General features: G+C 62.6%; 19 protein-coding genes, 1 tRNA gene and 1 pseudogene. 9 read left to right on the forward strand and 12 right to left on the reverse strand.

What is annotated here, in order from left to right:
- Window positions 1-28 precede the first annotated feature (28 nt).
- Window positions 29-718 carry a crotonase/enoyl-CoA hydratase family protein gene (locus NPS47_RS03150; protein WP_274293652.1) on the reverse strand — a complete coding sequence of 230 codons (690 nt, stop codon included), beginning with the start codon at window positions 716-718 and terminating at the stop codon, window positions 29-31.
- A 289-nt stretch (window positions 719-1,007) separates the two neighbouring features.
- Between NPS47_RS03150 and NPS47_RS03155 the strand changes: the two genes are divergently transcribed.
- Window positions 1,008-1,097: transfer RNA gene (locus tag NPS47_RS03155), tRNA-Ser, on the forward strand.
- A gap of 134 nt (window positions 1,098-1,231) precedes the next feature.
- Here the strand turns inward: NPS47_RS03155 and NPS47_RS03160 are convergent.
- From NPS47_RS03160 to NPS47_RS03175, 4 genes are all read right to left on the reverse strand, one after another.
- Complete coding sequence (locus NPS47_RS03160) at window positions 1,232-3,361, reverse strand: TonB-dependent siderophore receptor (protein WP_274293653.1); 2,130 nt, start codon at window positions 3,359-3,361, stop codon at window positions 1,232-1,234.
- A 204-nt stretch (window positions 3,362-3,565) separates the two neighbouring features.
- The gene (locus NPS47_RS03165) at window positions 3,566-3,946 is read right to left on the reverse strand and encodes a hypothetical protein (RefSeq protein WP_274293654.1); all 381 of its coding nucleotides are present in this window, start codon (window positions 3,944-3,946) and stop codon (window positions 3,566-3,568) included.
- Between the two features lie 102 nt (window positions 3,947-4,048).
- Window positions 4,049-5,242 (reverse strand): MFS transporter, encoded by a 1,194-nt coding sequence (locus NPS47_RS03170; protein ID WP_274293655.1) that lies wholly within the window; start codon window positions 5,240-5,242, stop codon window positions 4,049-4,051.
- A gap of 190 nt (window positions 5,243-5,432) precedes the next feature.
- Window positions 5,433-6,182, reverse strand: a complete 750-nt coding sequence (locus NPS47_RS03175) for a 3-oxoacyl-ACP reductase family protein (RefSeq protein WP_274293656.1) — start codon at window positions 6,180-6,182, stop codon at window positions 5,433-5,435.
- 123 nt (window positions 6,183-6,305) lie between these two features.
- Between NPS47_RS03175 and NPS47_RS03180 the strand changes: the two genes are divergently transcribed.
- Window positions 6,306-7,238, forward strand: a complete 933-nt coding sequence (locus NPS47_RS03180) for a LysR family transcriptional regulator (RefSeq protein WP_274293657.1) — start codon at window positions 6,306-6,308, stop codon at window positions 7,236-7,238.
- On the opposite strand, the gene NPS47_RS03185 is transcribed toward NPS47_RS03180, so the two are convergent.
- Together NPS47_RS03185 and NPS47_RS03190 are read right to left on the reverse strand one after the other, a co-directional pair.
- Window positions 7,231-7,713, reverse strand: coding sequence for a GreA/GreB family elongation factor (locus NPS47_RS03185; RefSeq protein ID WP_274293658.1), 483 nt, complete (start codon window positions 7,711-7,713; stop codon window positions 7,231-7,233). The two genes, NPS47_RS03180 and NPS47_RS03185, sit on opposite strands and share 8 nt — an antisense overlap.
- A gap of 4 nt (window positions 7,714-7,717) precedes the next feature.
- Window positions 7,718-8,104, reverse strand: coding sequence for a hypothetical protein (locus NPS47_RS03190; protein WP_274293659.1), 387 nt, complete (start codon window positions 8,102-8,104; stop codon window positions 7,718-7,720).
- A 122-nt stretch (window positions 8,105-8,226) separates the two neighbouring features.
- Here NPS47_RS03190 and earP point away from each other — a divergent pair, with 122 nt between their 5' ends.
- Together earP and NPS47_RS03200 are read left to right on the forward strand one after the other, a co-directional pair.
- Complete coding sequence (earP, locus tag NPS47_RS03195; protein ID WP_274293660.1) at window positions 8,227-9,360, forward strand: elongation factor P maturation arginine rhamnosyltransferase EarP; 1,134 nt, start codon at window positions 8,227-8,229, stop codon at window positions 9,358-9,360.
- 48 nt (window positions 9,361-9,408) lie between these two features.
- Entirely contained in the window at window positions 9,409-9,978 is a 570-nt protein-coding gene (locus NPS47_RS03200; protein ID WP_107026588.1) for an elongation factor P, read from the forward strand.
- Between the two features lie 62 nt (window positions 9,979-10,040).
- On the opposite strand, the gene NPS47_RS03205 is transcribed toward NPS47_RS03200, so the two are convergent.
- Together NPS47_RS03205 and NPS47_RS03210 are read right to left on the reverse strand one after the other, a co-directional pair.
- Window positions 10,041-10,469, reverse strand: coding sequence for an organic hydroperoxide resistance protein (locus tag NPS47_RS03205; RefSeq protein ID WP_038608475.1), 429 nt, complete (start codon window positions 10,467-10,469; stop codon window positions 10,041-10,043).
- A gap of 80 nt (window positions 10,470-10,549) precedes the next feature.
- Complete coding sequence (locus NPS47_RS03210; protein WP_274293661.1) at window positions 10,550-11,503, reverse strand: LysR family transcriptional regulator; 954 nt, start codon at window positions 11,501-11,503, stop codon at window positions 10,550-10,552.
- A 111-nt stretch (window positions 11,504-11,614) separates the two neighbouring features.
- Between NPS47_RS03210 and NPS47_RS03215 the strand changes: the two genes are divergently transcribed.
- Window positions 11,615-12,364 carry a sulfite exporter TauE/SafE family protein gene (locus tag NPS47_RS03215; RefSeq protein WP_274293662.1) on the forward strand — a complete coding sequence of 250 codons (750 nt, stop codon included), beginning with the start codon at window positions 11,615-11,617 and terminating at the stop codon, window positions 12,362-12,364.
- On the opposite strand, the gene NPS47_RS03220 is transcribed toward NPS47_RS03215, so the two are convergent.
- Entirely contained in the window at window positions 12,354-13,208 is an 855-nt protein-coding gene (locus tag NPS47_RS03220) for a LysR family transcriptional regulator (RefSeq protein ID WP_274293663.1), read from the reverse strand. The two genes, NPS47_RS03215 and NPS47_RS03220, sit on opposite strands and share 11 nt — an antisense overlap.
- 97 nt (window positions 13,209-13,305) lie before the next feature.
- On the opposite strand from NPS47_RS03220, the gene NPS47_RS03225 reads away from it, so the two are divergent.
- The gene (locus NPS47_RS03225; protein WP_425313473.1) at window positions 13,306-13,536 is read left to right on the forward strand and encodes a DUF1127 domain-containing protein; all 231 of its coding nucleotides are present in this window, start codon (window positions 13,306-13,308) and stop codon (window positions 13,534-13,536) included.
- A gap of 58 nt (window positions 13,537-13,594) precedes the next feature.
- Window positions 13,595-14,836 carry a winged helix-turn-helix domain-containing protein gene (locus NPS47_RS03230; protein WP_274293665.1) on the forward strand — a complete coding sequence of 414 codons (1,242 nt, stop codon included), beginning with the start codon at window positions 13,595-13,597 and terminating at the stop codon, window positions 14,834-14,836.
- Here the strand turns inward: NPS47_RS03230 and NPS47_RS03235 are convergent.
- Entirely contained in the window at window positions 14,817-16,163 is a 1,347-nt protein-coding gene (locus tag NPS47_RS03235; protein ID WP_274293666.1) for a class II 3-deoxy-7-phosphoheptulonate synthase, read from the reverse strand. The genes NPS47_RS03230 and NPS47_RS03235 overlap by 20 nt on opposite strands.
- A 129-nt stretch (window positions 16,164-16,292) precedes the next feature.
- Here NPS47_RS03235 and NPS47_RS03240 point away from each other — a divergent pair, with 129 nt between their 5' ends.
- Both NPS47_RS03240 and NPS47_RS03245 read left to right on the forward strand, forming a co-directional pair.
- Window positions 16,293-17,048: a spermidine synthase gene (locus NPS47_RS03240; protein ID WP_038608500.1), complete on the forward strand. Its 756-nt coding sequence runs from the start codon at window positions 16,293-16,295 to the stop codon at window positions 17,046-17,048.
- A 322-nt stretch (window positions 17,049-17,370) separates the two neighbouring features.
- Window positions 17,371-19,066: pseudogene (locus NPS47_RS03245) on the forward strand (DEAD/DEAH box helicase).
- A gap of 56 nt (window positions 19,067-19,122) precedes the next feature.
- Here NPS47_RS03245 and NPS47_RS03250 read toward each other — a convergent pair.
- The gene (locus tag NPS47_RS03250; RefSeq protein WP_274293667.1) at window positions 19,123-19,890 is read right to left on the reverse strand and encodes a DODA-type extradiol aromatic ring-opening family dioxygenase; all 768 of its coding nucleotides are present in this window, start codon (window positions 19,888-19,890) and stop codon (window positions 19,123-19,125) included.
- Window positions 19,891-19,922 lie beyond the last annotated feature (32 nt).

Genomic DNA, 19,922 nt, shown 5'->3' on the forward strand with positions numbered 1-19,922 from the left:
AGTAAACGCAATCAGGCCTTGGTAGGGGTCAGCCCAGGTGTTCCTGGTCGCGGATGATCGCGTCGTCGAGGGCGTCGAGCAGCGCCTTGCGAACCTTGAGCTTGGTGTGTTTGTGCGCGTTCATGTTGATCTTCTTCAACTGACGCGCAGCGGCCAGGGCCGTTTCCTGCAGCTGTTCGACCGCTACCACCTTGTCGAGGAAGCCGGCATCCACGGCGCTGACTGGGTCGAACATCTCGGCGTTGATCACCGAGCGGTGGAAGGCCGAGCGGCGCAGGCGGTCACGGGCCAGTTCGATACCGGCGTGGTGCATGGTCATGCCGATCTGCACTTCGTTCAGGCCGATGCTGAAAGGGCCTTCGACGCCGATGCGATAGTCGGCCGACAGCAGCAGGAACGCGCCCTTGGCCACGGCATGGCCGGGGCAGGCAACAATGATCGGGAATGGGTGCGAGAGCATGCGCCGGGCCAGGGTGGAACCGGCGGTGACCAGGCTGACCGCTTCTTTCGGGCCGGCGGTCATCACCTTGAGGTCGTAGCCACCGGACAGAATGCCCGGCTGGCCGGTGACGATGACTACGGCACGATCCGTCACAGCCTGATCCAGAGCGGCATTGAAGGCGGCAATGACGTCTGGCGAGATGGCGTTGACCTTGCCGTTGCTCAGGGTCAGGGTCGCGATGCCGTCTTCGAGGTGGTAGGTAATCAGCTCACTCATGACACAGTTCCTAAAGGGAGAGTTGGGCAGACGTTACTCACGCCGGGCAGGGAGGTAAAGCGCTGTGACTGACTGGCCGGTCAGCCTCGGGCGGCTTTTCCGTGCAAGTTGGGGCTGAAGGGTTGGGGGCTGCCGAAGCACTCCAGAGATTGGCGACTTTGCCCTGTGTGCGGCGGTTTTTTCGCGGACTGGCTTAAGCGCATGAAAATTCTGAAAAAAACCTTTGCCATCAGAACCTGTTTCGACTACATTAGCGCGCCTCGACAGGCTGAACAGCTTGAAGAGAAACGGTGAAGTGTCCGAGTGGCTGAAGGAGCACGCCTGGAAAGTGTGTATACAGGAAACTGTATCAAGGGTTCGAATCCCTTCTTCACCGCCACATTTAGAAAAGCCCCCGGCCTGAAAAGACCGGGGGCTTTTTGCATTTTCGGCATCAATCGCGGGGCAAGCCCGCTCCCACCAAGTTGAGTTGCCCCCCCCCTGTGGGAGCGGGCTTGCCCCGCGATAATTCCCTCAGAAACTCACAGAAGCCGACAGCCGAGCAGTCCTCGGCGCGCCCTGGAACAGATAGCCATCGCCCAGGTACTCCCCGGCATCTCGCCAGTAGCGCTTGTCGAAGACGTTATCGACCATCAGCCGCAGCGTCGTGTCGTAGCCAGCAATCCTGGTGCTGTAGCGGCTGCCGACATCGAACACGGCATAGTTGCCGACCTCCACCGTACCCGCCTGATTGGCATACTTGCTGGCGCTGTAACGTGCCCCGCCAAGCAGCGCCAGGCCGCGGATCGGCAGGCTGTAATCGGCCTGCAGCGCAGCCCGGAAGTTCGGCACGTTGAGCGCCTGATGATCTTCGTAGTCGGCAGTGCCGCTGTTCTTCACCCGGGCACGGATGGCCGCCGCGCTGGCATTGATCTGCAGGCGATCGCTCAACCAGCCGCTGGCGCCCAGTTCCAGGCCGATGTTCTTTTGCTGGCCTTGCTGCACGTAGGTGAAGTTACCGGCGCCGTCCGGGCGGGAATATTGATAGGCCTGACGCAGCTGGAACAACGCCGCGCTCAGGCTCAGGCGCTGCCAGTCGCGCTTGATGCCGACTTCCAGTTGGTGCGACAGCGTCGGGGCGAGGATTTCGGCACGGTTGCTGGCGAACCACGGCGCGGTGCCACCGGACGAGATACCTTTGCTGTAGCTGGTGTACAGGGAGATATCCGCACGCGGCTTGTAGATCAGGGCGGCGTTGGGCAGCAGTTGATAGTCGCGGGTATGACGGCTGGGGTTGCCATCCTCGTCGAAGGTTTTCTCGTCCAGGCGCACCAGGCGTGCGCCCAGCACCGTCTGCCACTGCTCGTTGAAACTGATCCGGTCACTGGCGAACAGGCCGTACTGACGGCTGTCCAGGCGACGGGTGCTGGAACCAACGGTTTTGTCGGACGGTGGCAACGCCGGTGTTGGCTGGTAAATGTTGCCGCTGCCGATCCATTCGTTGAAATACGGGCGCTGGTCCAGCGTGCGGCGCTGGGCACTGGTACCGAGCGTCAGCTCGTGACCCACACCCAGGGCATTGAAACGGCCGTTGAGTGCTGCCTGAGCTTCGTCGGTGCGTCGGGTGTCGTCGGGGCTGCGGTAGTCATAGATGTCGTAGTCGCCTGCACTGCTGAAGTAGGCCCCCTCGCTCGAACCCCAGGCAAACGAGCTGTAATCGTCGATCACCACCTTGCTGCGCGAGGCACTGACACTGCCGGTCCAGCTATCGCTGAAGCGGTATTCGAAGCGCCCACCCAGGTTCAGCGAGTCGATGGTGACCGGGTTCGCCCATCGCTGGTAGGCCAGGCGGTCGTGCGGGTCGATGTCGTGGGGCAGGCGGGTGCCGCCCAGCAGTTGATAACCCGGCACCGAACGCTGTTCACGTTGCTGGTACTCAGCATCCAGTTGCAACACCGCGTCGGGGTTGATCTGCCAGTCGAAAGCCAGGGCGGCGAAATCACGCTTGCCGTCGGCGTGGTCAACGTAAGAGCGGATGTCTTCATGGGCGAGGTTGGCGCGCACACCGAACTGGCGCTCGCTGCCGAACCAGCCGCCAAGATCGGTGGCGATGTAGCGTTCACCCTGCTCGTTGCTCGATACCGTCAGCGAGTGCACATCCTCCGGACGTTTGGTCACGTAGTTGATCAGCCCGCCGGGCTCGGCCACGCCGCTCTGTAACCCGGACAGGCCCTTGAGCAATTCAACCTGCTGCTTGTTCTCCAACGCCACATTCTGCTCGCCGGCGATGGTCTGGCCGTTGATTTTGTAGCTGCTGGCGGCATTGAGTTCGAAACCGCGCACGTTGAAGTTTTCGTAGTAGCCGATCGGCGCATAGCTTTCGCCCACCGAAGCATCGCTTTGCAATACTTCGCTGAGCTTGCGCACCTGTCGATCAGCCAGCAGTTGCTCGCTGAACACCGCCACCGACGCCGGTGTATCGAGCAGTGGCGCCGGGGCAAAACCGGCGACCGACGCCTCCTGTACCTGATAGCCCTCGCTGTAGGTTTCGGACACCTTCAGCGGTGCCAGGAGGATGCTGTCCTCGGCCAGGCTGTGGCAGGCGGGCAGGGCCAGGCTCAAGCCGAGCAGGCTCACGGGCAGGCGAGGGCGGGGCGGGGTCATGCAAAAAGCTCCTTGGGGGCATGCAGCGGACGCGCCGTCAGGGTTCGGTCGCGGTCCGGAGGGGCGTAAGTCCAATGAATTGCAGAAGGCCTGCGGGCATTGCGCCGGGCAGACGGGCGCGCATCTTAGCAGGGGCGACCGGATCCCGGTGCCCCTGTTGCGTGCGCAGTTGCAAACGATAGAACGAAAGCGCTGAACGTCGATTCAGCGATTGGCAGCCGGCTGTATATGGCGGCGCCAGTGGCCGTTGAGCTTCGACCAGGTCTTTTTGTCGGTGATCGCCATCAGCTTGCGGCCATCCTTGAAGGTGGCCAGGAAGGTGATTTCCTCTTCTTTGCCGCCTAGCCACAGGCCGGCAATCAGGCCGACCGGCCCGGCCACCAGGGCGCCGGCCATGCCCCAGCCCAAGGCACTGCCCAGGCTGCGGTTGGACTCCTGATTGGCGACGATCAGTTCACTGATGCCGGTAAGGGCAATTCTTTCCCCGGGAGAAGGGCTGCGGCAGGTCTTGAGTGTCAGCGATCCATTGCGGTACTCGCCTTCACCTTGCAAGAAATCGCCGGACTGAACCGTGAGTCTTGTCATTGTGGCATCCAGATAGAGGGGCTGTTGAGCACTCCCTACTCAAGACCCGGGATCGCCACAAGTCAATTCGCAGGCGACGGAGGGTCGCCTGCGGCCTGTGCCTTAGGCCATGCGCGCGCGCAGACTGCGCTGACGTTCAGCCAGCGCCCAGACCAGCAAGGCCAGGCTGCCGATCGTCAGGCCGGCGAGAACGATGCCGTGCCAGCCGTAGCTCTGGAACAACTGGGTGCCGAGCAACGAACCCAGTGCGCCGCCAATGAAGTAGCAGGTAATGTAGCCAGCGTTGAGGCGGTTGCGCGCTTCCGGACGCAGGGCAATCACCGCATTCTGGTTGCTCACGTGTACCAGCTGCACAGCCAGGTCCAGCAGCAGCACGCCGATCAACAAAGCCAGCAGCGACGATTGCGCGAAGCCCAACGGCACCCAGGACAGCAGCAGGGCCAGCAAGCCGACGGTAGTGCCCAGCGGCCCCTTGCCGCGATCCGCCAGACGCCCGGCCCAGTTGGCCGACAGCGCACCGGCAGCGCCGGCCAGGCCGAACAGGCCGATCACGGCATCCGAATAGTGATAGGGCTCGGCTGCAAGCAGAAACGCCAGCGGGGTCCAGAACAGCGCGAACAGGCTGAAGGCCAGCAATCCGAGCAACGAGCGCAGGCGCAATACCGGCTCATCGACGAACAGACGAAACACCGAGCCGATCAATGCCGGATAGCTGAGTCCTGCATGCTGGTGGCGTTCTGGCAGAGCGCGCGCCAGGGCGATGGCACAGATCGCCATCAGCCCTGCAGCCAGCAGATAGATACTGCGCCAGCCACCCAGTTCGGCCATGAAACCGGCCGCTGTGCGGGCCAGCAGAATGCCCAGCAGCAGCCCGCTCATCAGCGTCCCGACCACCCGCCCACGCTGGTTCGGATCGCTCAAACCCGCGGCCATCGGCACCAGTATTTGGGCCACCACCGAGAATAAACCGGTCAGCGTGGTACCTAGCAACAGCCAGACCAGGCTCGGCGAGAAGGCACTTATCAACAGGCCCAGGGTGCTGATGGCGATCATGCTGACGATCAGCCGGCGCTGTTCGAACAGGTCGCCCAGTGGCGCCAACAACAGCAGACCCGCGCCATAGCTCAGTTGCGCGGCAATGACGATGGCCCCGGCGCTGGAGGTGGTCAGGCCAAAATGCTCGGCGATGCTGTGCAGCAGCGGTTGCGCGTAGTAGTTGCTGGCAACGGCAAGGCCGGTGGCGGTGGCCATCAGCAGGATCAGGCCGCGGCTCAAGGGGGTAGCAGAGGTGGTCATGGACCGTCTCGATCAGTGGCAGTTAAGGCCTGACAGTATGGGAAATGCGCGAGCGTGACGCCAATCTATCGTGTTCATCTTGTCCATGGTGACAATGGATCACGGCATGAACCAGAAACAGACCCCGGCTGGCCAGGCTGCGCTCGACAGATCGAACACAGCCGGGCAAGCCGGGACGGACATCAGGGCATCAGGCAGCGAAGCCGCCGTCGATGGTCAGGCTGGCGCCGGTGATGTAAGCGGCTTCGGGGCTGGCCAGGTAGGCGACGAAACCGGCAATTTCCTCGACTTCGCCGTAACGGCCGACAGCCATGTACCCCATCAGGCTTTCGGCAAACTCGCCATGGGCCGGGTTCATATCAGTGTCTACCGGACCTGGCTGGACGTTGTTGATGGTGATGCCAAGGGGGCCGAGGTCCCGGGCCAGGCCGCGGGTCAGGCCAACCAGCGCCGATTTGCTCATGGCATAGGGGCCGCCACCAGCAAATGGCATGCGTTCGGCATTGGTGCTGCCGATGTTGATGATGCGCCCGCCCTGGCCCATATGCCGGGCTGCGGCCTGAGTGGCGACGAAGACGCTGCGCACGTTGACGGCCAGGGTGCGGTCGAAGTCGTCGAGGTCGAATTCCAGCAGCGGCGCGACGGCCAGTACCCCGGCGTTGTTGACCAGGATGTCCAGCCTGCCAAAGGCCTCAACGGTGTTCGCCACCGCTTGCTGCACGGCGCTGGCATCGGCGCTGTCGGCCTGGATGGCCAGGGCCTTGCCGCCGTTGGCGATGATCCTTTCCTGCAGGGCTTGGGCCTGTGCCGTGGCGCTAACGTAGGTGAAGGCGACACTGGCGCCTTCGGCGGCCAGGCGTTTGACGATGGCTGCGCCGATACCGCGCGATCCGCCCTGGACCAGGGCCACTTTGCCGTTGAGGCGAGTTTCAGTCGACATGCTGTGCTCCCTAAAGAACAAGGCCGGATGCCTTGGATGGGGCTCAGTATCGGCGCTGGATTACCCGCTGAGTAGCCGGTAATCGCTATAGTCTGTGTAAACCAGAAGTATGGAATCGCGCCTGTGGAAACTTTCAGCAGCATCGAATGCTTCGTGCGTAGCGCCGAAGTCGGCAGCTTCGCCGAGGCGGCCCGGCGCCTGAGCCTGACGCCAGCGGCGGTGGGCAAGAACGTTGCCCGGCTGGAGGCGCGTCTGGGGGTGCGTTTGTTTCAGCGCAGCACCCGGCGCTTGACCTTGACCGAAGCGGGTCAGCGTTTTCTCGGCGAAGTGGCCAGCAGCTTCCAGACTATCCAGCATGCCGTGGCCAACCTCGCCAGCGCCGAAGGGCAGCCGGCCGGGACCTTGAAAGTGAGCATGGGCACCGTTTTCGGGCGCCTGTACATTGTGCCGTTGCTGGCCGAGTTCCTGCAGCGCTATCCGGCCATCAGTCCGGACTGGCATTTCGATAATCGTCAGGTCGATCTGATCGGTCAGGGGTTCGATGCGGCGATCGGCGGTGGTTTTGATCTGCCCCAGGGCGTTGTCGCCCGCAAACTGACCCCGGCGCACCGGATTCTGGTGGCAGCCCCGGCGTTTCTTGAAGGTCACCCGCTGATCCAGCAGCCGACCGATCTGCAGGCGCTGGACGGCATTCTGATCCGTTCACCGCAAACCGGTCGGGTGCGCAACTGGCCGTTGACCAACCGTCAGCAAGAACAGACACCGCTGAACATTCGCCTGCGCATGACCATGAGCGATTCGGAAGCCGCCTGTGCGGTGGCGCAGCAGGGGCTGGGGGTGGCGCTGGTGAGCATGCCGTTTGCCGTGCCCTACTTGCAGGCGGGGAGCCTTGTGCGGGTGTTGCCGGACTGGTACGTGGATGATGGCAACATTTCGTTGTACTATGCCGAGCACAAGCTGTTGCCGGGCAAGACACGGGCGTTTGTCGATTTCATCATCGAGCAGTTTGCCGCCCAAGGGTTGGCGCAACGGTTCAGTGCAGTGCCCTTCAGCTGACTTCAATCACCACAAAGCTCTGGTGCTTTGCACCCAGGTTCAAGCTGACTTCATCATCTTCGCCCTTACCCAGTAAACACTGCCCCAACGGAGAGCGCGGGGTAATCACGGTGACCAGTTGTTCCCCTTGGCCAATCTTCAACCCCGCGCCTTCAGGCCCGAGAAACAGACGCTGGCAGGTGCCGTTCTCGGCTTCCAGGGTCACCAGGTTGCTGATTTGAATGCCGCGGGCCGGGTCGTAATCGCGAAGTACCAAGTGCTCAAACGCCGCCCGTGCCTGACGGATTTCCTCCATGCGCCGGGCTTGCCCGGTTGCCAGATAGGAGGCCTCCAAGCCCAGCGTGTCGTACTTGTTTTCGGCGATATTCTCTTCGGCGGTGGCCGCTTCATAAGCGGTCTGCGCTGCGCGCTGGGCCACGTCGAGGTCGAAGCTCAGGGTGTCGATGATGCGTTGCAGCAGGTCGGCTTTGTGCATGGCGTCAGTTACAGAATTCCAGGACGAGGGCACGACTCTTCTCGGTCGGCGCGGTGCGGTTCTGTTGCAGCCAGAACTGGCACTTGGGGTTGGAAAGATTACGCACACTGCCTTCGGCCTGTTGCTCGGCCTGCTGCAGTTCCTGATGGCGCAGGATCTGTTTGTACTGCTCGAACATCTGACTCTGCTGCTGCGCTGCGGCGCCAGAGCCTGGTGTGGCGGCTGGCGGAATCAGCATCTGGCGCACGGGCTCGACTGTTTCGGGGAGCAGGCGCCAGGCCAGCCACAGGCTCAAGGCAATGGCAACGGCACCCAGCCACAAGCCCAGGGCGATACACAGGATCAATTGCACAGGCTTGAAGGTGAAGCGCGGTTCGTCAGGGCGGGGCATGATGGCCTCCTGGCCAGGTCAGGGATGTTCATTGTCGCACGGTGCAACGGGTTTTTTTCGCGACACGCTTTTGTCTGCGATGATTTACCCGGACAATCGGCGCTTTTTCCAAGGGGCCAGCGATGAAAGCGGACTGGGACATCTTCTGTTGTGTCGTCGATAACTACGGCGATATCGGTGTGACCTGGCGTCTGGCCCGGCAACTGGTCGCCGAGCAGGGGGTGGCGGTGCGCCTGTGGGTGGATGACCTCAGCGCCTTCGCCCGCATCTGCCCCGAGGCAGACGCCCAGGCCCCGCGCCAATGGCAGCAGGGTGTGCAGGTCTGCCACTGGCTGCCGGACTGGCAGCCCACCCCAGTCGCCGATGTGGTCATCGGCGCTTTTGCTTGTCAGTTGCCCGCTGCTTATGTGCAGGCAATGCTCGATTGCCCGCGTGCGCCCCTGTGGCTGAACCTGGAATACCTCAGCGCTGAAGGCTGGGTCGAAGGTTGCCATGGTTTGCCTTCACCGCAGCCCAATGGTCTGCGCAAAGTGTTTTTCTTTCCCGGCTTTACCGCAAAAACCGGCGGCCTGCTGCGAGAGGGCACTCTGCTGGCGCGACGCGCGGCGTTCGAACAGGACCCGGCTGCCCGCCAGGCATTTCTTCAACGCCTGGGCGTGATCCCGGCCAGCGGCGCCCGCCTGATCTCACTGTTCGCCTATGAGAACGCGAGCCTGGCCAGCTGGCTCGATGCGCTGGCCGCCGACAATCGTGACAACCATTTGCTGGTGCCCGAGGGGCGTATTCTGGGGAATGTGCAGGCCTGGCTGGGCGATGGTGATCTGCAGGCGGGCAAGCTGGCAAGGCGTGGCGCGCTGACCGTGCAGATCCTGCCTTTCGTCAGCCAGGATGACTACGATCAGCTGCTGTGGAGCTGCGACTTCAATGCCGTGCGCGGCGAAGACTCGTTCGTGCGCGCACAATGGGCAGGGCGCCCGTTGCTGTGGCATATCTATATCCAGGAAGAGTACGCCCACTGGGAAAAACTCGAAGCGTTCCTCGATCACTACGTCGAGGGATTGTCGCCGTCGGCCAAGGCGGCGCTGGTCGATTTGTGGCGTGCCTGGAACATGGATCGCGACATGGCGCAGGCCTGGCAACAGGTGCTTGAACACTGGGCCGAGCTCGATCAGCACGCCCGCCGCTGGAGCGCCGTGCAGGCCGCTCAGCCGGACCTTGCCACGGCGCTGGTGAAGTTTTACCGAAATTGGCTATGATATGCGGCCTCGATTTTTGTAAATCCATCCAAATTCGGATATCTCGCAATGAAAACTGGTAAAGAACTGAAACCCGGTACCGTACTGCGGATCGACAACGACCCGTGGCTGGTTCAGAAAGCTGAATTCACCAAGTCGGGCCGTAACAGCGCGATCATGAAGACCAAGCTGAAGAACCTGCTGACCGGCTACAAGACCGAAACCGTTTACTCGGCTGACGACAAGCTGGACGACGTGATCCTGGATCGCAAAGAAGCGACCCTGTCGTTCATCAGCGGTGACACCTACACCTTCATGGACACCACTGACTACACCATGTACGAGCTGAACGCCGAAGACATCGAGGCCGTTCTGCCGTTCATCGAAGAAGGCATGACCGACGTCTGCGAAGCCGTGTTCTTCGAAGGCCGTCTGGTTTCGGTTGAACTGCCGACCACCATCGTTCGTCAGGTTGACTACACCGAAGGTTCCGCGCGCGGCGACACTTCGGGCAAGGTCATGAAGCCTGCCAAACTGAAAAACGGCACCGAGCTGAGCGTTGCTGACTTCATCGAAATCGGCGACATGATCGAGATCGATACCCGCGAAGGTGGCTCCTACAAGGGCCGCGCCAAGTAATACTGGCGTTTCGCACAAAAAACCCGGCCTTGGCCGGGTTTTTTCATGCCTGGGATTTATCCTCAGACGCTGACGTGCAAGCGCACATCAACGTTGCCGCGGGTGGCGTTGGAGTACGGGCAGACCTGGTGGGCTGCGTCTACCAGCGCTTGCGCCTCGGCTTGTTGCAGGCCTGGCAGGTCGATATTCAGGTCGATATCCAGACCAAAACCGCCGGGGATCTGGCCGATGCCGACCTTGGCGGTGATCGAGCTGTCGGCCGGCAGCGCTTTTTTCTGCTGGCCGGCAACGAACTTCAGGGCGCCGATGAAGCAGGCCGAGTAGCCGGCGGCGAACATTTGCTCAGGGTTGGTGCCGTCACCACCCGCGCCACCCAGTTCCTTGGGGGTGCTCAGCTTGACTTCGAGCTTGCCATCGCTGGAGCGCGAGCTGCCGTCGCGACCGCCGGTGGATTTGGCTTCGGCAATGTACAGAGGAGTGACCTTTTGCATCTTGAGCCTCGCTTGTGAGTTGCGCCGCAGCGCTGAGTGGTACGCAGTTGAATTTAGCACGCAGCCCATGAGCGCACTGATTACCAGCGCAGCTCGCTTTGCAGGGCCAGATCCCAGGGCGGCACGGGGCTGAAGCGGCTCTTGAGGAATTCGAGCAGCAAACGGCTGCGAGAGTTCGTTTCATGTTCCAGGCGCAAGGCATAAATGCCGCTGGATTCGGCTGCCGGCAGACCGTTTTCGCAGAACAGCGGCAACAGTTCGCCGCGCAGCAGGTATTCGCTGATCAGCCAGGTCGGCAAGTGGGCGATGCCCAGGCCGGCCAGGGCGCCGAACAACAGGGTCTCGGCGTTGTTGGCGCTCATGCGCATGCGCGTAGGGCGATACAGACGCAATTGGCCGTCGACGGCGAAGCGCCAGGCGAACGGCGGGGCCAGGCCGTCCCAGTCCAGGCCGTCATGTTCGGGCAGTTCAGCGGGGCTGGCGGGCACCCCCCGGGCTGCCAGGTAAGCGGGGCTGGCGCAGGCAATGCGCACCATGTAGGCCAAGGGCGTGGCCACCAGACGGGTATCGGCCAAGGGGCCTGCGCGCAGCACCAGATCGACTTCGCCCAGGTGCGAGCCATGCAGGTCGACAAAGCTGTCGATCAGACGCAGCTGCACATCGAGCCCGGGGTAGGCGACCAGAAAGTCGGCGATGGCCGGGGCCAGATGGCGGCGCCCGAACGCTGCTGGCGCGTCAATGCGGATTAGGCCCTCCGGGGCGTTGCTCAACGACACCGCCTCGGCACGGGCCAGGCGCAGCTCTTCGACGATGCGCCGGGCCCGCTCGGCAAAGGCGTTGCCTGCTGGAGTCGGGCGCACGGCGTGGGTGCTGCGCACAAACAGACGGCTGCCGACAGCGCTTTCGAGGGTATCGATGCGCCGTGCCACGGCGGAAGGGGTCAGCGGGTGGCGGCGGGCGGTGGCGGAAAAGCTGCCGGTTTCCAGTACATCCAGAAACAGGCTGAGTTGTTCGGTGAGGGCGTCCGGGTTCATGGCGCTGGGTCTGCTTTTGCGTAATCGGCAAAGCCATTGTGCGTTGCTGTGCGTTTCCCCGCTAGCATCAGCTCGGTAGCATGCAGCGATTGGAATTTTTGAGAGACGGTAATGATCGAGTCGGCAATGTACATAGCGCTGGGCGCTGCACTGGGGACGGTCGGCGGGCTGTTCGGCATTGGCGGCGGGCTAATCGCGATTCCGGCGCTCGGTGTGCTGTTCGGTCTTGACCAGCAACTGGCACAGGGCACAGCGCTGGTGATGGTGGTACCCAACGTGTTGCTGGCGCTATGGCGCTATCACCAGCGCAATCGCATCGAACTGCAGCATGCTGTGCCGCTGGCGGCCGCCAGTTTTATCTTTGCCTGGATTGGCTCGATCTGGGCCGTCGGTGTCGATGCGCAATCCATGCGCTTTGGTTTCGTTGTTTTTCTGGTGGCGTTGGCGGCCTGGAACCTGGCGCGCATGTTCATGCGTACAGCCCAGCCGAGCAGTGAGCTGCGTCATCCCTGGCCTTGGCTCGGGGTGTTGGGCGGTGGCGCTGGCGTGCTGGGCGGGTTGTTTGGGGTTGGCGGCGCGGTGGTGGCCACGCCAGTGCTGACCAGCGTCTTCGGCACCACCCAGGTAGTTGCCCAGGGGTTGTCGCTGGCCCTGGCCGCACCCAGTACCGCAGTGACCTTGCTGACCTACGGCATTCACCAGCATGTGCAGTGGAGCATGGGCATCCCGCTGGCAGTGGGTGGCCTGCTGAGCATCAGTTGGGGCGTGAAACTGGCTCACGCCTTGCCGGAAAAGGTCCTGCGTTCGCTGTTTTGCGGCTTTCTCGTACTCTGTGCGGTAATGCTGGCGTTCAAGATCTGAAGCCTTCGCTGATGTAGTCGGCCATGCAGTCGGTCATTTGTGACTGGCTGTTGTTATTGCGCAGCAACATGATGCTGGCGGTCGGTAATTCGGGCAGGCCTTCGGCTGCGCCGATCACCCGCAGGTCGCTGGTGATCAGGCTCTGCAACTGGGCGGTGACCGCCAGGCCGGCACTGACCACGGCCATGATCGCCGGGGTGCTGGCACTGGTGTAGGCGATGCGGTATTCCTTGTCGATCGCATCCAGGGCATTGCAGGCCCAGGTCCGGCAGCAGCAATCGGTGTTGAACACAGCCAGCGGCAAGGGATTGTGTTCGTGTGGGCAGAATCCCTGGGCCTGAACCCATACGGCGCGCTCGCGGCGCAACAACTGACCGACTTCATGGCCGGGCTCGCAGGTGATGATGGTCATGTCCAGATCCTGGCGTTGTATCAGCTGGCGCGAGCTTTCGCAATGCACCTCGACCTGGATCAGCGGGTAGGCCTGGGCGAAGCTGGAGAGGATGCCGGGCAGAAAGCGCATGGCATAGTCATCCGGCGTACCGATCCGCACCATGCCGACCATGTGCGGCATGCGCAGGGTGTTGAACACTTCACCATGCAACTTGAGAATGCGCCGGGCGTAGCCGAGCAAGACCTGGCCTTCTGCGGTGAGGCGCACCTGACGGCCATCCCGTTCGAACAGCTGGCGCTGGATAATGTCTTCCTCCAGGCGTTTCATCTGCATGCTCACCGCCGACTGGGTGCGGTTGACCACTTCACCGGCGCGAGTGAAACCGCCGTATTCGGCGATGGCGACGAAGGTGCGCAGGACGTCTGAGTCGATACTCTGGTACTGGGACATGGCATCAATCCCCTAGATGTATGACATAAGAAACATTCGTTGGATTGATCTTAGGCCTGCACTGACACTGTCGTCATCCCACACGGAGGGCAAGACGATGAAAGGTCAGAAATCGCTGGGCCTGATGTATTCCCAGCCGCACCACGGCGGCTTCTCCCATCTGCTCCACAGCGCTATCGGACAATTGGCGCGCTGGCGGCAACTGCACCATCAGCGCCTGGAACTGGCGCGCTTGAGTGATGCGGCGCTGCACGATATCGGCATGAGTCGTGTCGATGTCCTGCAGGAAGTGGAGCGGCCATTCTGGGATGATCCGCTGAAGAAATGAGTCGCGCCATGACGGTGTCGCTACTACCTTAAGTGGGCTTGTTCTACAGGAGTCGGGCATGCCCACCACTCAATCCTTCTCTACGCTGCAGGCGCGCCGCCTGGTGCTGTCGGCCCAGGGGTTCGCCGCACGGGCGCCTCGCGCGCAGGTAAATGCCGGCCATCTGCAGCGGGTGTTCGAGCGCCTTGGGGTGGTGCAGATCGATTCGGTCAATGCCCTGGTGCGTTCGCACTATTTGCCGCTGTTTTCCCGCCTGGGCAGTTATCCACAAGCGCTGCTTGAGCAGATTGCCTGGGGCCGCAGCCGCCAGCGCAAACTCTTCGAATATTGGGGGCATGAGGCCTCGTTGCTGCCGCTGCAACTCTATCCCTTGTTGCGCTGGCGCATGGAGCGTGCGCGGCAAGGGCAGGGGATTTATCAACAGTTGGCGCGTTTCGGCCGTGAACAGCAGCCGACCATTGCCCGCGTGCTGGCGGCAGTCACCGCCCAGGGCGCTCTGGGCGCGGGTAGCCTGTCGACCCGCGAAGAGCGCGCCGGCCCCTGGTGGGACTGGAGCGCGGAAAAACATGCGCTGGAATGGCTGTTTGCCGCAGGCCTGGTGACGGTGGCCGGGCGGCGTGGCTTCGAGCGCTTGTACGATTTGCCTGAACGGGTTTTGCCGGCTGCGCTGTTGCAACAGCCGTTGCTCGACGAAGCCGATGCCCAGCGTGGGCTGGTACTACAGGCCGCTTCTGCCTTGGGCGTGGCTACCGAGAAGGACCTGCGCGATTACTGGCGGTTGAGTCCGGCCGACAGCCGTGCGCGGCTGGCCGAGCTGCTCGAAGCGGGGCGGTTGCAAGCCTGCACGGTGCAGGGCTGGTCGCAACCGGCCTACTGCCTGGACACTGTGCGGCTGCCGCGCAAGGTCGTCGCCAGTGCGTTGCTGTCGCCGTTTGATTCGCTGGTCTGGGAGCGTGAGCGCACGGAGCGCTTGTTTGATTTTCGCTACCGCCTGGAGATTTATACTCCGGCGCACAAGCGCGTCTATGGCTATTACGTGCTGCCGTTCCTGCACAACGAGCGGATTGCCGCGCGGGTCGATCTGCGTGCCGAGCGGGCCAGTGATCGCCTGGCGGTGCATGCCGTGCATGAACAAACGCAGGGTCTGGATGAGGCCGGGATACAGGCCTTGGCGGACAGCCTGTGGCGCATGGCGGACTGGCTCGGCTTGAGCCGGGTGCAGCTCAACTGTCCACGGGCCAGCGCCGCGCGATTGCGCCCGGCGCTGGCCCGCGGCGCTGTCAGCGGCGGACCTGCTTGAGGGTTTCGGCGATCAGGAAGGCCAGCTCCAGCGACTGATCGGCGTTCATCCGCGGGTCGCAGTGGGTGTGGTAGCGATCAGACAGGGCGTCTTCAGTGATCGGCCGGGCGCCGCCAATGCATTCGGTGACATTCTGCCCGGTCATCTCGATGTGAATACCACCGGCATGGCTACCTTCGGCCTGGTGCACCTGGAAGAACTGTTTGACCTCGCTGAGGATCTGCGCGAAGTCGCGGGTCTTGTAGCCGCTGCTGGCCTTGATGGTGTTGCCGTGCATCGGGTCGGAACTCCACAGCACCTTGCGACCTTCGCGTTCGACGCTGCGGATCAGCGCAGGCAGGTGCTCGCCGACCTTGTTGGCGCCCATGCGCACGATCAGGTTGAGGCGACCGGGATCGTTGTCCGGGTTGAGCACGTCGATCAGGCGGATCAACTCTTCGGTGTTCATGCTCGGGCCGACCTTGACCCCGATCGGGTTGTTCACCCCGCGCAGGAACTCGACGTGAGCACCGTCAAGCTGACGGGTGCGGTCGCCGATCCAGAGCATATGCGCCGAGCAGTCGTAGTAGTCGTTGGTCAGGCTGTCGCGGCGCACGAAGGCTTCTTCGTAGTTCAGCAGCAAGGCTTCATGGGCGGTGAAGAAGCTGGTTTCACGCAATTGCGGCGAGCTGTCCATGCCACAGGCACGCATGAAGGCCAGGGTTTCGTCGATGCGGTCGGCCAGCTGGCTGTATTTTTCCGCCAGCGCCGAGTTGGCGATGAAGTCCAGGTTCCACTTGTGCACCTGGTGCAGGTCGGCAAACCCACCCTGGGCGAAGGCACGCAGCAGGTTGAGGCTGGCGGTGGACTGGTGATAGGCCTGGAGCAGGCGCTCGGGGTCGGGTACCCGGCTCTTTTCGTCGAAGCCGATGCCGTTGACGATGTCGCCGCGGTAAGCCGGCAGGGTCACCCCGGCGATGGTTTCGTCACCTGCCGAACGCGGCTTGGCAAACTGCCCGGCCATGCGCCCGACCTTGACCACCGGACAGCCGGCGGCAAAGGTCATGACGATCGCCATCTGCAGCAGTACCTTGAAGGTGTCGCGAATCTTCGCTGCGGAAAATTCGGCGAAACTTTCCGCGCAATCGCCGCCCTGCAGGAGAAATGCCCGGCCCTGGGTGACTTCGGCAAACTGCCGGCGCAGTTCGCGCGCTTCGCCGGCAAAGACCAGCGGCGGGTAGCTGGCCAGGGTCTGTTCGACCTTGAGCAGGTGTGCCGCATCGGGGTAGGTCGGTTGTTGCTGGATCGGCAAGGCACGCCAGCTGTCAGGACTCCAGGGTAGGTTCATCACGGGCTCGGTCAGGTCGGAAATGGGCTGTCTGCCATGTTAACAGTTGCCGCACGCCTTGTTGCACTGGCGCCATTGACGGACAATGGCGGTTTTTGCCTGGGGCAGCGGCACAAGCCGGGAGACAGCATGACAGTGGAACGGGTAGAGCGGGTGCTGGCCCAGGTGCAGGATCAATACGGCACCATCAGCGTGCTGGAAGTCGAAGACTATCGCTTTCTCGAATTCGGCGAGGCGATTGAGCAGAGCTGCGTGTTCACTGCCGATCCGAGCTGGCTGGAATATGACTATACCCGCGCCATGCTGGTGGCGGCGCTGTGCCACGCCGAACCCGAGAGTGCCTTGTTCCTCGGTCTGGGGGCAGGAACCCTGACCCAGGCCTGCCTGAAGTTCCTGCCGCTGGAAGACGTCGAAGCCATCGAGTTGCGCCCGGATGTGCCGCGTCTGGCCATCGAGTACCTGGGGCTGGATGACGACCCGCGTCTGTATATCCGCATCGGCGATGCGATGGAGTTGCTCGACAGCGCCGAACCCGCCGACCTGATCTTCGTCGACCTGTACACCGATCACGGTCCGGGTGTCGCCCACCTGGCCTGGCGTTTTCTCGAGGACTGCCAGAAGCGCCTGAATCCCGGCGGCTGGCTGGTGATCAACCAGTGGGCCGGCGATGATGGCAAGCCGCTGGGCGCGGCCTTGTTGCGCGGTCTGTATCATCGCCACTACTGGGAGCTGCCGGTCAAGGAGGGCAATGTGATCATCATGGTGCCGGCCGATCTTGACCAGGAGCTGGATATGGACGGCCTCAATGCCCGGGCAGAGGCGCTGGCGCCGCGTCTGGGTTACTCTTTGCAGCCGTTGATCGGCGCCATTCGCCCGGCCACCTGAGCCGCGCGCTAGAGCAGGCGGCAGAAAAACGATTCAGCCGCCTGCAACCTGCTTGTACCAGACCCGTCGTCACGTGGCCTGGCGCTGGCGTGTTGGAATAAAAAAATCTCCCGTGATTTGCGAAATCAGGTATAGTACGCGCCGGTCTTTTACCGGACCTCGTTTAGGTAGTGCAATTCCCCGAAGCCAGCTTCGGCTGCGCGTCCGCACCGCGGACTCTCCTTGACGTTCCTTTTTTTTCTTCAATCGTTTTCGCAAATCCCCGCCGACAAAGCTGCCAGGGTGACCTTCGGGTCTTACAAGGCATGCGCAGCTTTGGAGCATGGGTCTTTGCGGATGCACTTAGAGGCAGACCCATGACCCAGGAAACCGGCGGCTTCGCCGCTCTCGATCTTCATCCGAGCATTGTTGCTGCAGTATTGGCTACCGGCTACGAAGAGCCATCCGCCATTCAGCAGCAATCGATCCCGATTATTCTCGCCGGTCACGACATGATCGGTCAGGCGCAGACAGGTACCGGCAAAACCGCTGCCTTCGCACTGCCTATCCTGAACCGCATCGACCCGAGCAAGCGCGAGCCGCAAGCCCTGATCCTGGCGCCAACCCGTGAGTTGGCGCTGCAAGTAGCCACCGCTTTTGAAACCTACGCCAAGCAGATGCCGGGCGTTACCGTGGTGGCCGTTTATGGTGGTGCCCCAATGGGCCCACAACTGAAAGCAATCCGCAACGGCGCGCAAATCGTCGTCGCTACCCCTGGCCGTCTGTGCGACCACCTGCGTCGCGACGAGAAAGTCCTGGCAACCGTCAACCACCTGGTGCTCGACGAAGCCGACGAAATGCTCAAGCTGGGCTTCATGGACGACCTCGAAGTGATCTTCAAGGCCATGCCGGAAAGCCGTCAGACCGTGCTGTTCTCGGCCACCCTGCCAGCTTCGATCCGCGCCATTGCCGAACGTCACCTGCGTGACCCGAAGCACGTCAAGATCCAGAGCAAGACCCAGACCGTCACCGCGATCGAACAAGCTCACCTGATGGTCCACGCCGACCAGAAGGTTTCCGCTGTCCTGCGTTTGCTGGAAGTGGAAGAGTTCGACGCGCTGATCGCCTTCGTGCGTACCAAGCAGGCCACCCTGGACCTGGCCAGCGCCCTGGAAGCCAAAGGCTACAAGGCCGCTGCGCTGAACGGTGACATTGCCCAGAACCAGCGTGAGCGCGTCATCGACTCGCTCAAGGATGGCCGTCTGGACATCGTCGTCGCTACCGACGTCGCTGCCCGTGGTCTGGACGTACCGCGCATCACTCACGTGTTCAACGTTGACATGCCGTACGACCCGGAGTCCTACGTTCACCGTATCGGCCGTACCGGCCGTGCCGGTCGCGAAGGTCGCGCGCTGCTGCTGGTGACTCCACGTGAGCGTCGCATGCTGCAGGTGATCGAGCGTGTTACCGGTCAGAAGGTTGCTGAAGTTCGTCTGCCAAACGCCCAGGCCGTTCTTGATGCGCGCATCAAGAAGCTGACCAACAGCCTGGCGCCGCTGGTTGCTGATGCCGAATCGACCCATGGCGATCTGCTTGACCGCCTGACCGCCGACATCGGTTGCAGCCCGCGTGCCCTGGCCGCAGCCCTGCTGCGCAAGGCTACCAACGCTCAGGCGCTGACCCTGGAAGCGGTCGAGAAAGAGCAGCCGCTGGTTCCGACCTACACCCCGCGTGAGCGCACTGGCGAGCGTCCGGAGCGTGGCGAGCGTGAGCGTCGTGCACCAATGCCGCTGGGCGAAGGTCGTGCTCGTTGCCGTACCGCGCTGGGTGCGCGTGACGGTATCGCGGCCAAGAACCTGCTCGGCGCCATCCTTAACGAAGGCGGCTTGGCCCGCGAAGCCATCGGCCGCATCCAGGTGCGCGACAGCTTCAGCCTGGTCGAGCTGCCGGAAGAAGGTCTGGAGCGTCTGCTGGCCAAGCTCAAGGACACCCGCGTTGCCGGTAAGCAGCTGAAGCTGCGCCGCTACCGCGAAGACTGATCCGCGAGCTGTAAAAAAATCCCCGACTGAGTCGGGGATTTTTTTTGCCTGTGGGTTCAATCGAACCGGTAGATGTCCATTCCCAGGGCACCCAGGGTGAAGCCCTGATGGACTATCCCGAACCGCTTGCCCGCACCGCGGGCAAAATACAACGGCAAAAGATGCTCGTCACTCGGATGACTGCGCACGGCAAACGGCGCTTGATGCCGGTAATCATGCAGGGCTGGTGTATCACCGGCCTGCAGTTTTTCGATCATCCAGTCACGAAACGCCACAGCCCAGGGTTCGATGCTTTCCGGGCCGGCGCGCCAGTCCAGTTCACCGAGGTTGTGGGTGATGCTCCCCGAGCCGATCAGCAGGATGTCCTGTTCGCGCAAGCAGGCAAGCGCGGCGCCCACCATCTCCTGTAGTTTCGGGCCGAGCTGGGTCGGCAGGGACACCTGCACCACCGGAATATCCGCGTTCGGGTACATCAACGACAGTGGCACCCACGTGCCATGGTCGAAGGGCCGCTGTGGGTCGAGGCGGGCCGGCATGCCGGCGGCGCACAGCAGTTCGCTCACCTGCTGAGCCAGGGCCGGATCGCCTGGAGCCGGGTATTGCACGGCATACAGCGCGGCAGGGAAGCCGCCAAAGTCATGCCAGGTGTCTGGCTGAGGGCTACTGGACACCAGCAGTTCACGGCTTTCCCAGTGCGCCGATACCACCACAATGGCTTTCGGTCGCCCCAGTTCTGCGGCCAGGCGCTTCAATGCCGGACCACTCGCGCCCGGCTCCAGGGCAAGCATGGGCGAACCATGAGAAATAAACAGGCTGGGCAACATAAGGGCGTTCCTGACGTTTAAGATGAACCCAT

Source organism: Pseudomonas putida, assembly GCF_028682475.1.
Taxonomy (GTDB): domain Bacteria; phylum Pseudomonadota; class Gammaproteobacteria; order Pseudomonadales; family Pseudomonadaceae; genus Aquipseudomonas; species Aquipseudomonas putida_AG.

What these genes read in the sequence shown, in the direction of transcription:
- NPS47_RS03150 (WP_274293652.1), bottom strand. Translation starts at nt 718, where the DNA reads ATGAGTGAGCTGATTACCTACCACCTCGAAGACGGCATCGCGACCCTG.
- NPS47_RS03160 (WP_274293653.1), bottom strand. Translation starts at nt 3,361, where the DNA reads ATGACCCCGCCCCGCCCTCGCCTGCCCGTGAGCCTGCTCGGCTTGAGC.
- NPS47_RS03165 (WP_274293654.1), bottom strand. Translation starts at nt 3,946, where the DNA reads ATGACAAGACTCACGGTTCAGTCCGGCGATTTCTTGCAAGGTGAAGGC.
- NPS47_RS03170 (WP_274293655.1), bottom strand. Translation starts at nt 5,242, where the DNA reads ATGACCACCTCTGCTACCCCCTTGAGCCGCGGCCTGATCCTGCTGATG.
- NPS47_RS03175 (WP_274293656.1), bottom strand. Translation starts at nt 6,182, where the DNA reads ATGTCGACTGAAACTCGCCTCAACGGCAAAGTGGCCCTGGTCCAGGGC.
- NPS47_RS03185 (WP_274293658.1), bottom strand. Translation starts at nt 7,713, where the DNA reads ATGCACAAAGCCGACCTGCTGCAACGCATCATCGACACCCTGAGCTTC.
- NPS47_RS03190 (WP_274293659.1), bottom strand. Translation starts at nt 8,104, where the DNA reads ATGCCCCGCCCTGACGAACCGCGCTTCACCTTCAAGCCTGTGCAATTG.
- earP (WP_274293660.1), top strand. Translation starts at nt 8,227, where the DNA reads ATGAAAGCGGACTGGGACATCTTCTGTTGTGTCGTCGATAACTACGGC.
- NPS47_RS03200 (WP_107026588.1), top strand. Translation starts at nt 9,409, where the DNA reads ATGAAAACTGGTAAAGAACTGAAACCCGGTACCGTACTGCGGATCGAC.
- NPS47_RS03205 (WP_038608475.1), bottom strand. Translation starts at nt 10,469, where the DNA reads ATGCAAAAGGTCACTCCTCTGTACATTGCCGAAGCCAAATCCACCGGC.
- NPS47_RS03210 (WP_274293661.1), bottom strand. Translation starts at nt 11,503, where the DNA reads ATGAACCCGGACGCCCTCACCGAACAACTCAGCCTGTTTCTGGATGTA.
- NPS47_RS03215 (WP_274293662.1), top strand. Translation starts at nt 11,615, where the DNA reads ATGATCGAGTCGGCAATGTACATAGCGCTGGGCGCTGCACTGGGGACG.
- NPS47_RS03220 (WP_274293663.1), bottom strand. Translation starts at nt 13,208, where the DNA reads ATGTCCCAGTACCAGAGTATCGACTCAGACGTCCTGCGCACCTTCGTC.
- NPS47_RS03225 (WP_425313473.1), top strand. Translation starts at nt 13,306, where the DNA reads ATGAAAGGTCAGAAATCGCTGGGCCTGATGTATTCCCAGCCGCACCAC.
- NPS47_RS03230 (WP_274293665.1), top strand. Translation starts at nt 13,595, where the DNA reads ATGCCCACCACTCAATCCTTCTCTACGCTGCAGGCGCGCCGCCTGGTG.
- NPS47_RS03235 (WP_274293666.1), bottom strand. Translation starts at nt 16,163, where the DNA reads ATGAACCTACCCTGGAGTCCTGACAGCTGGCGTGCCTTGCCGATCCAG.
- NPS47_RS03240 (WP_038608500.1), top strand. Translation starts at nt 16,293, where the DNA reads ATGACAGTGGAACGGGTAGAGCGGGTGCTGGCCCAGGTGCAGGATCAA.
- NPS47_RS03250 (WP_274293667.1), bottom strand. Translation starts at nt 19,890, where the DNA reads ATGTTGCCCAGCCTGTTTATTTCTCATGGTTCGCCCATGCTTGCCCTG.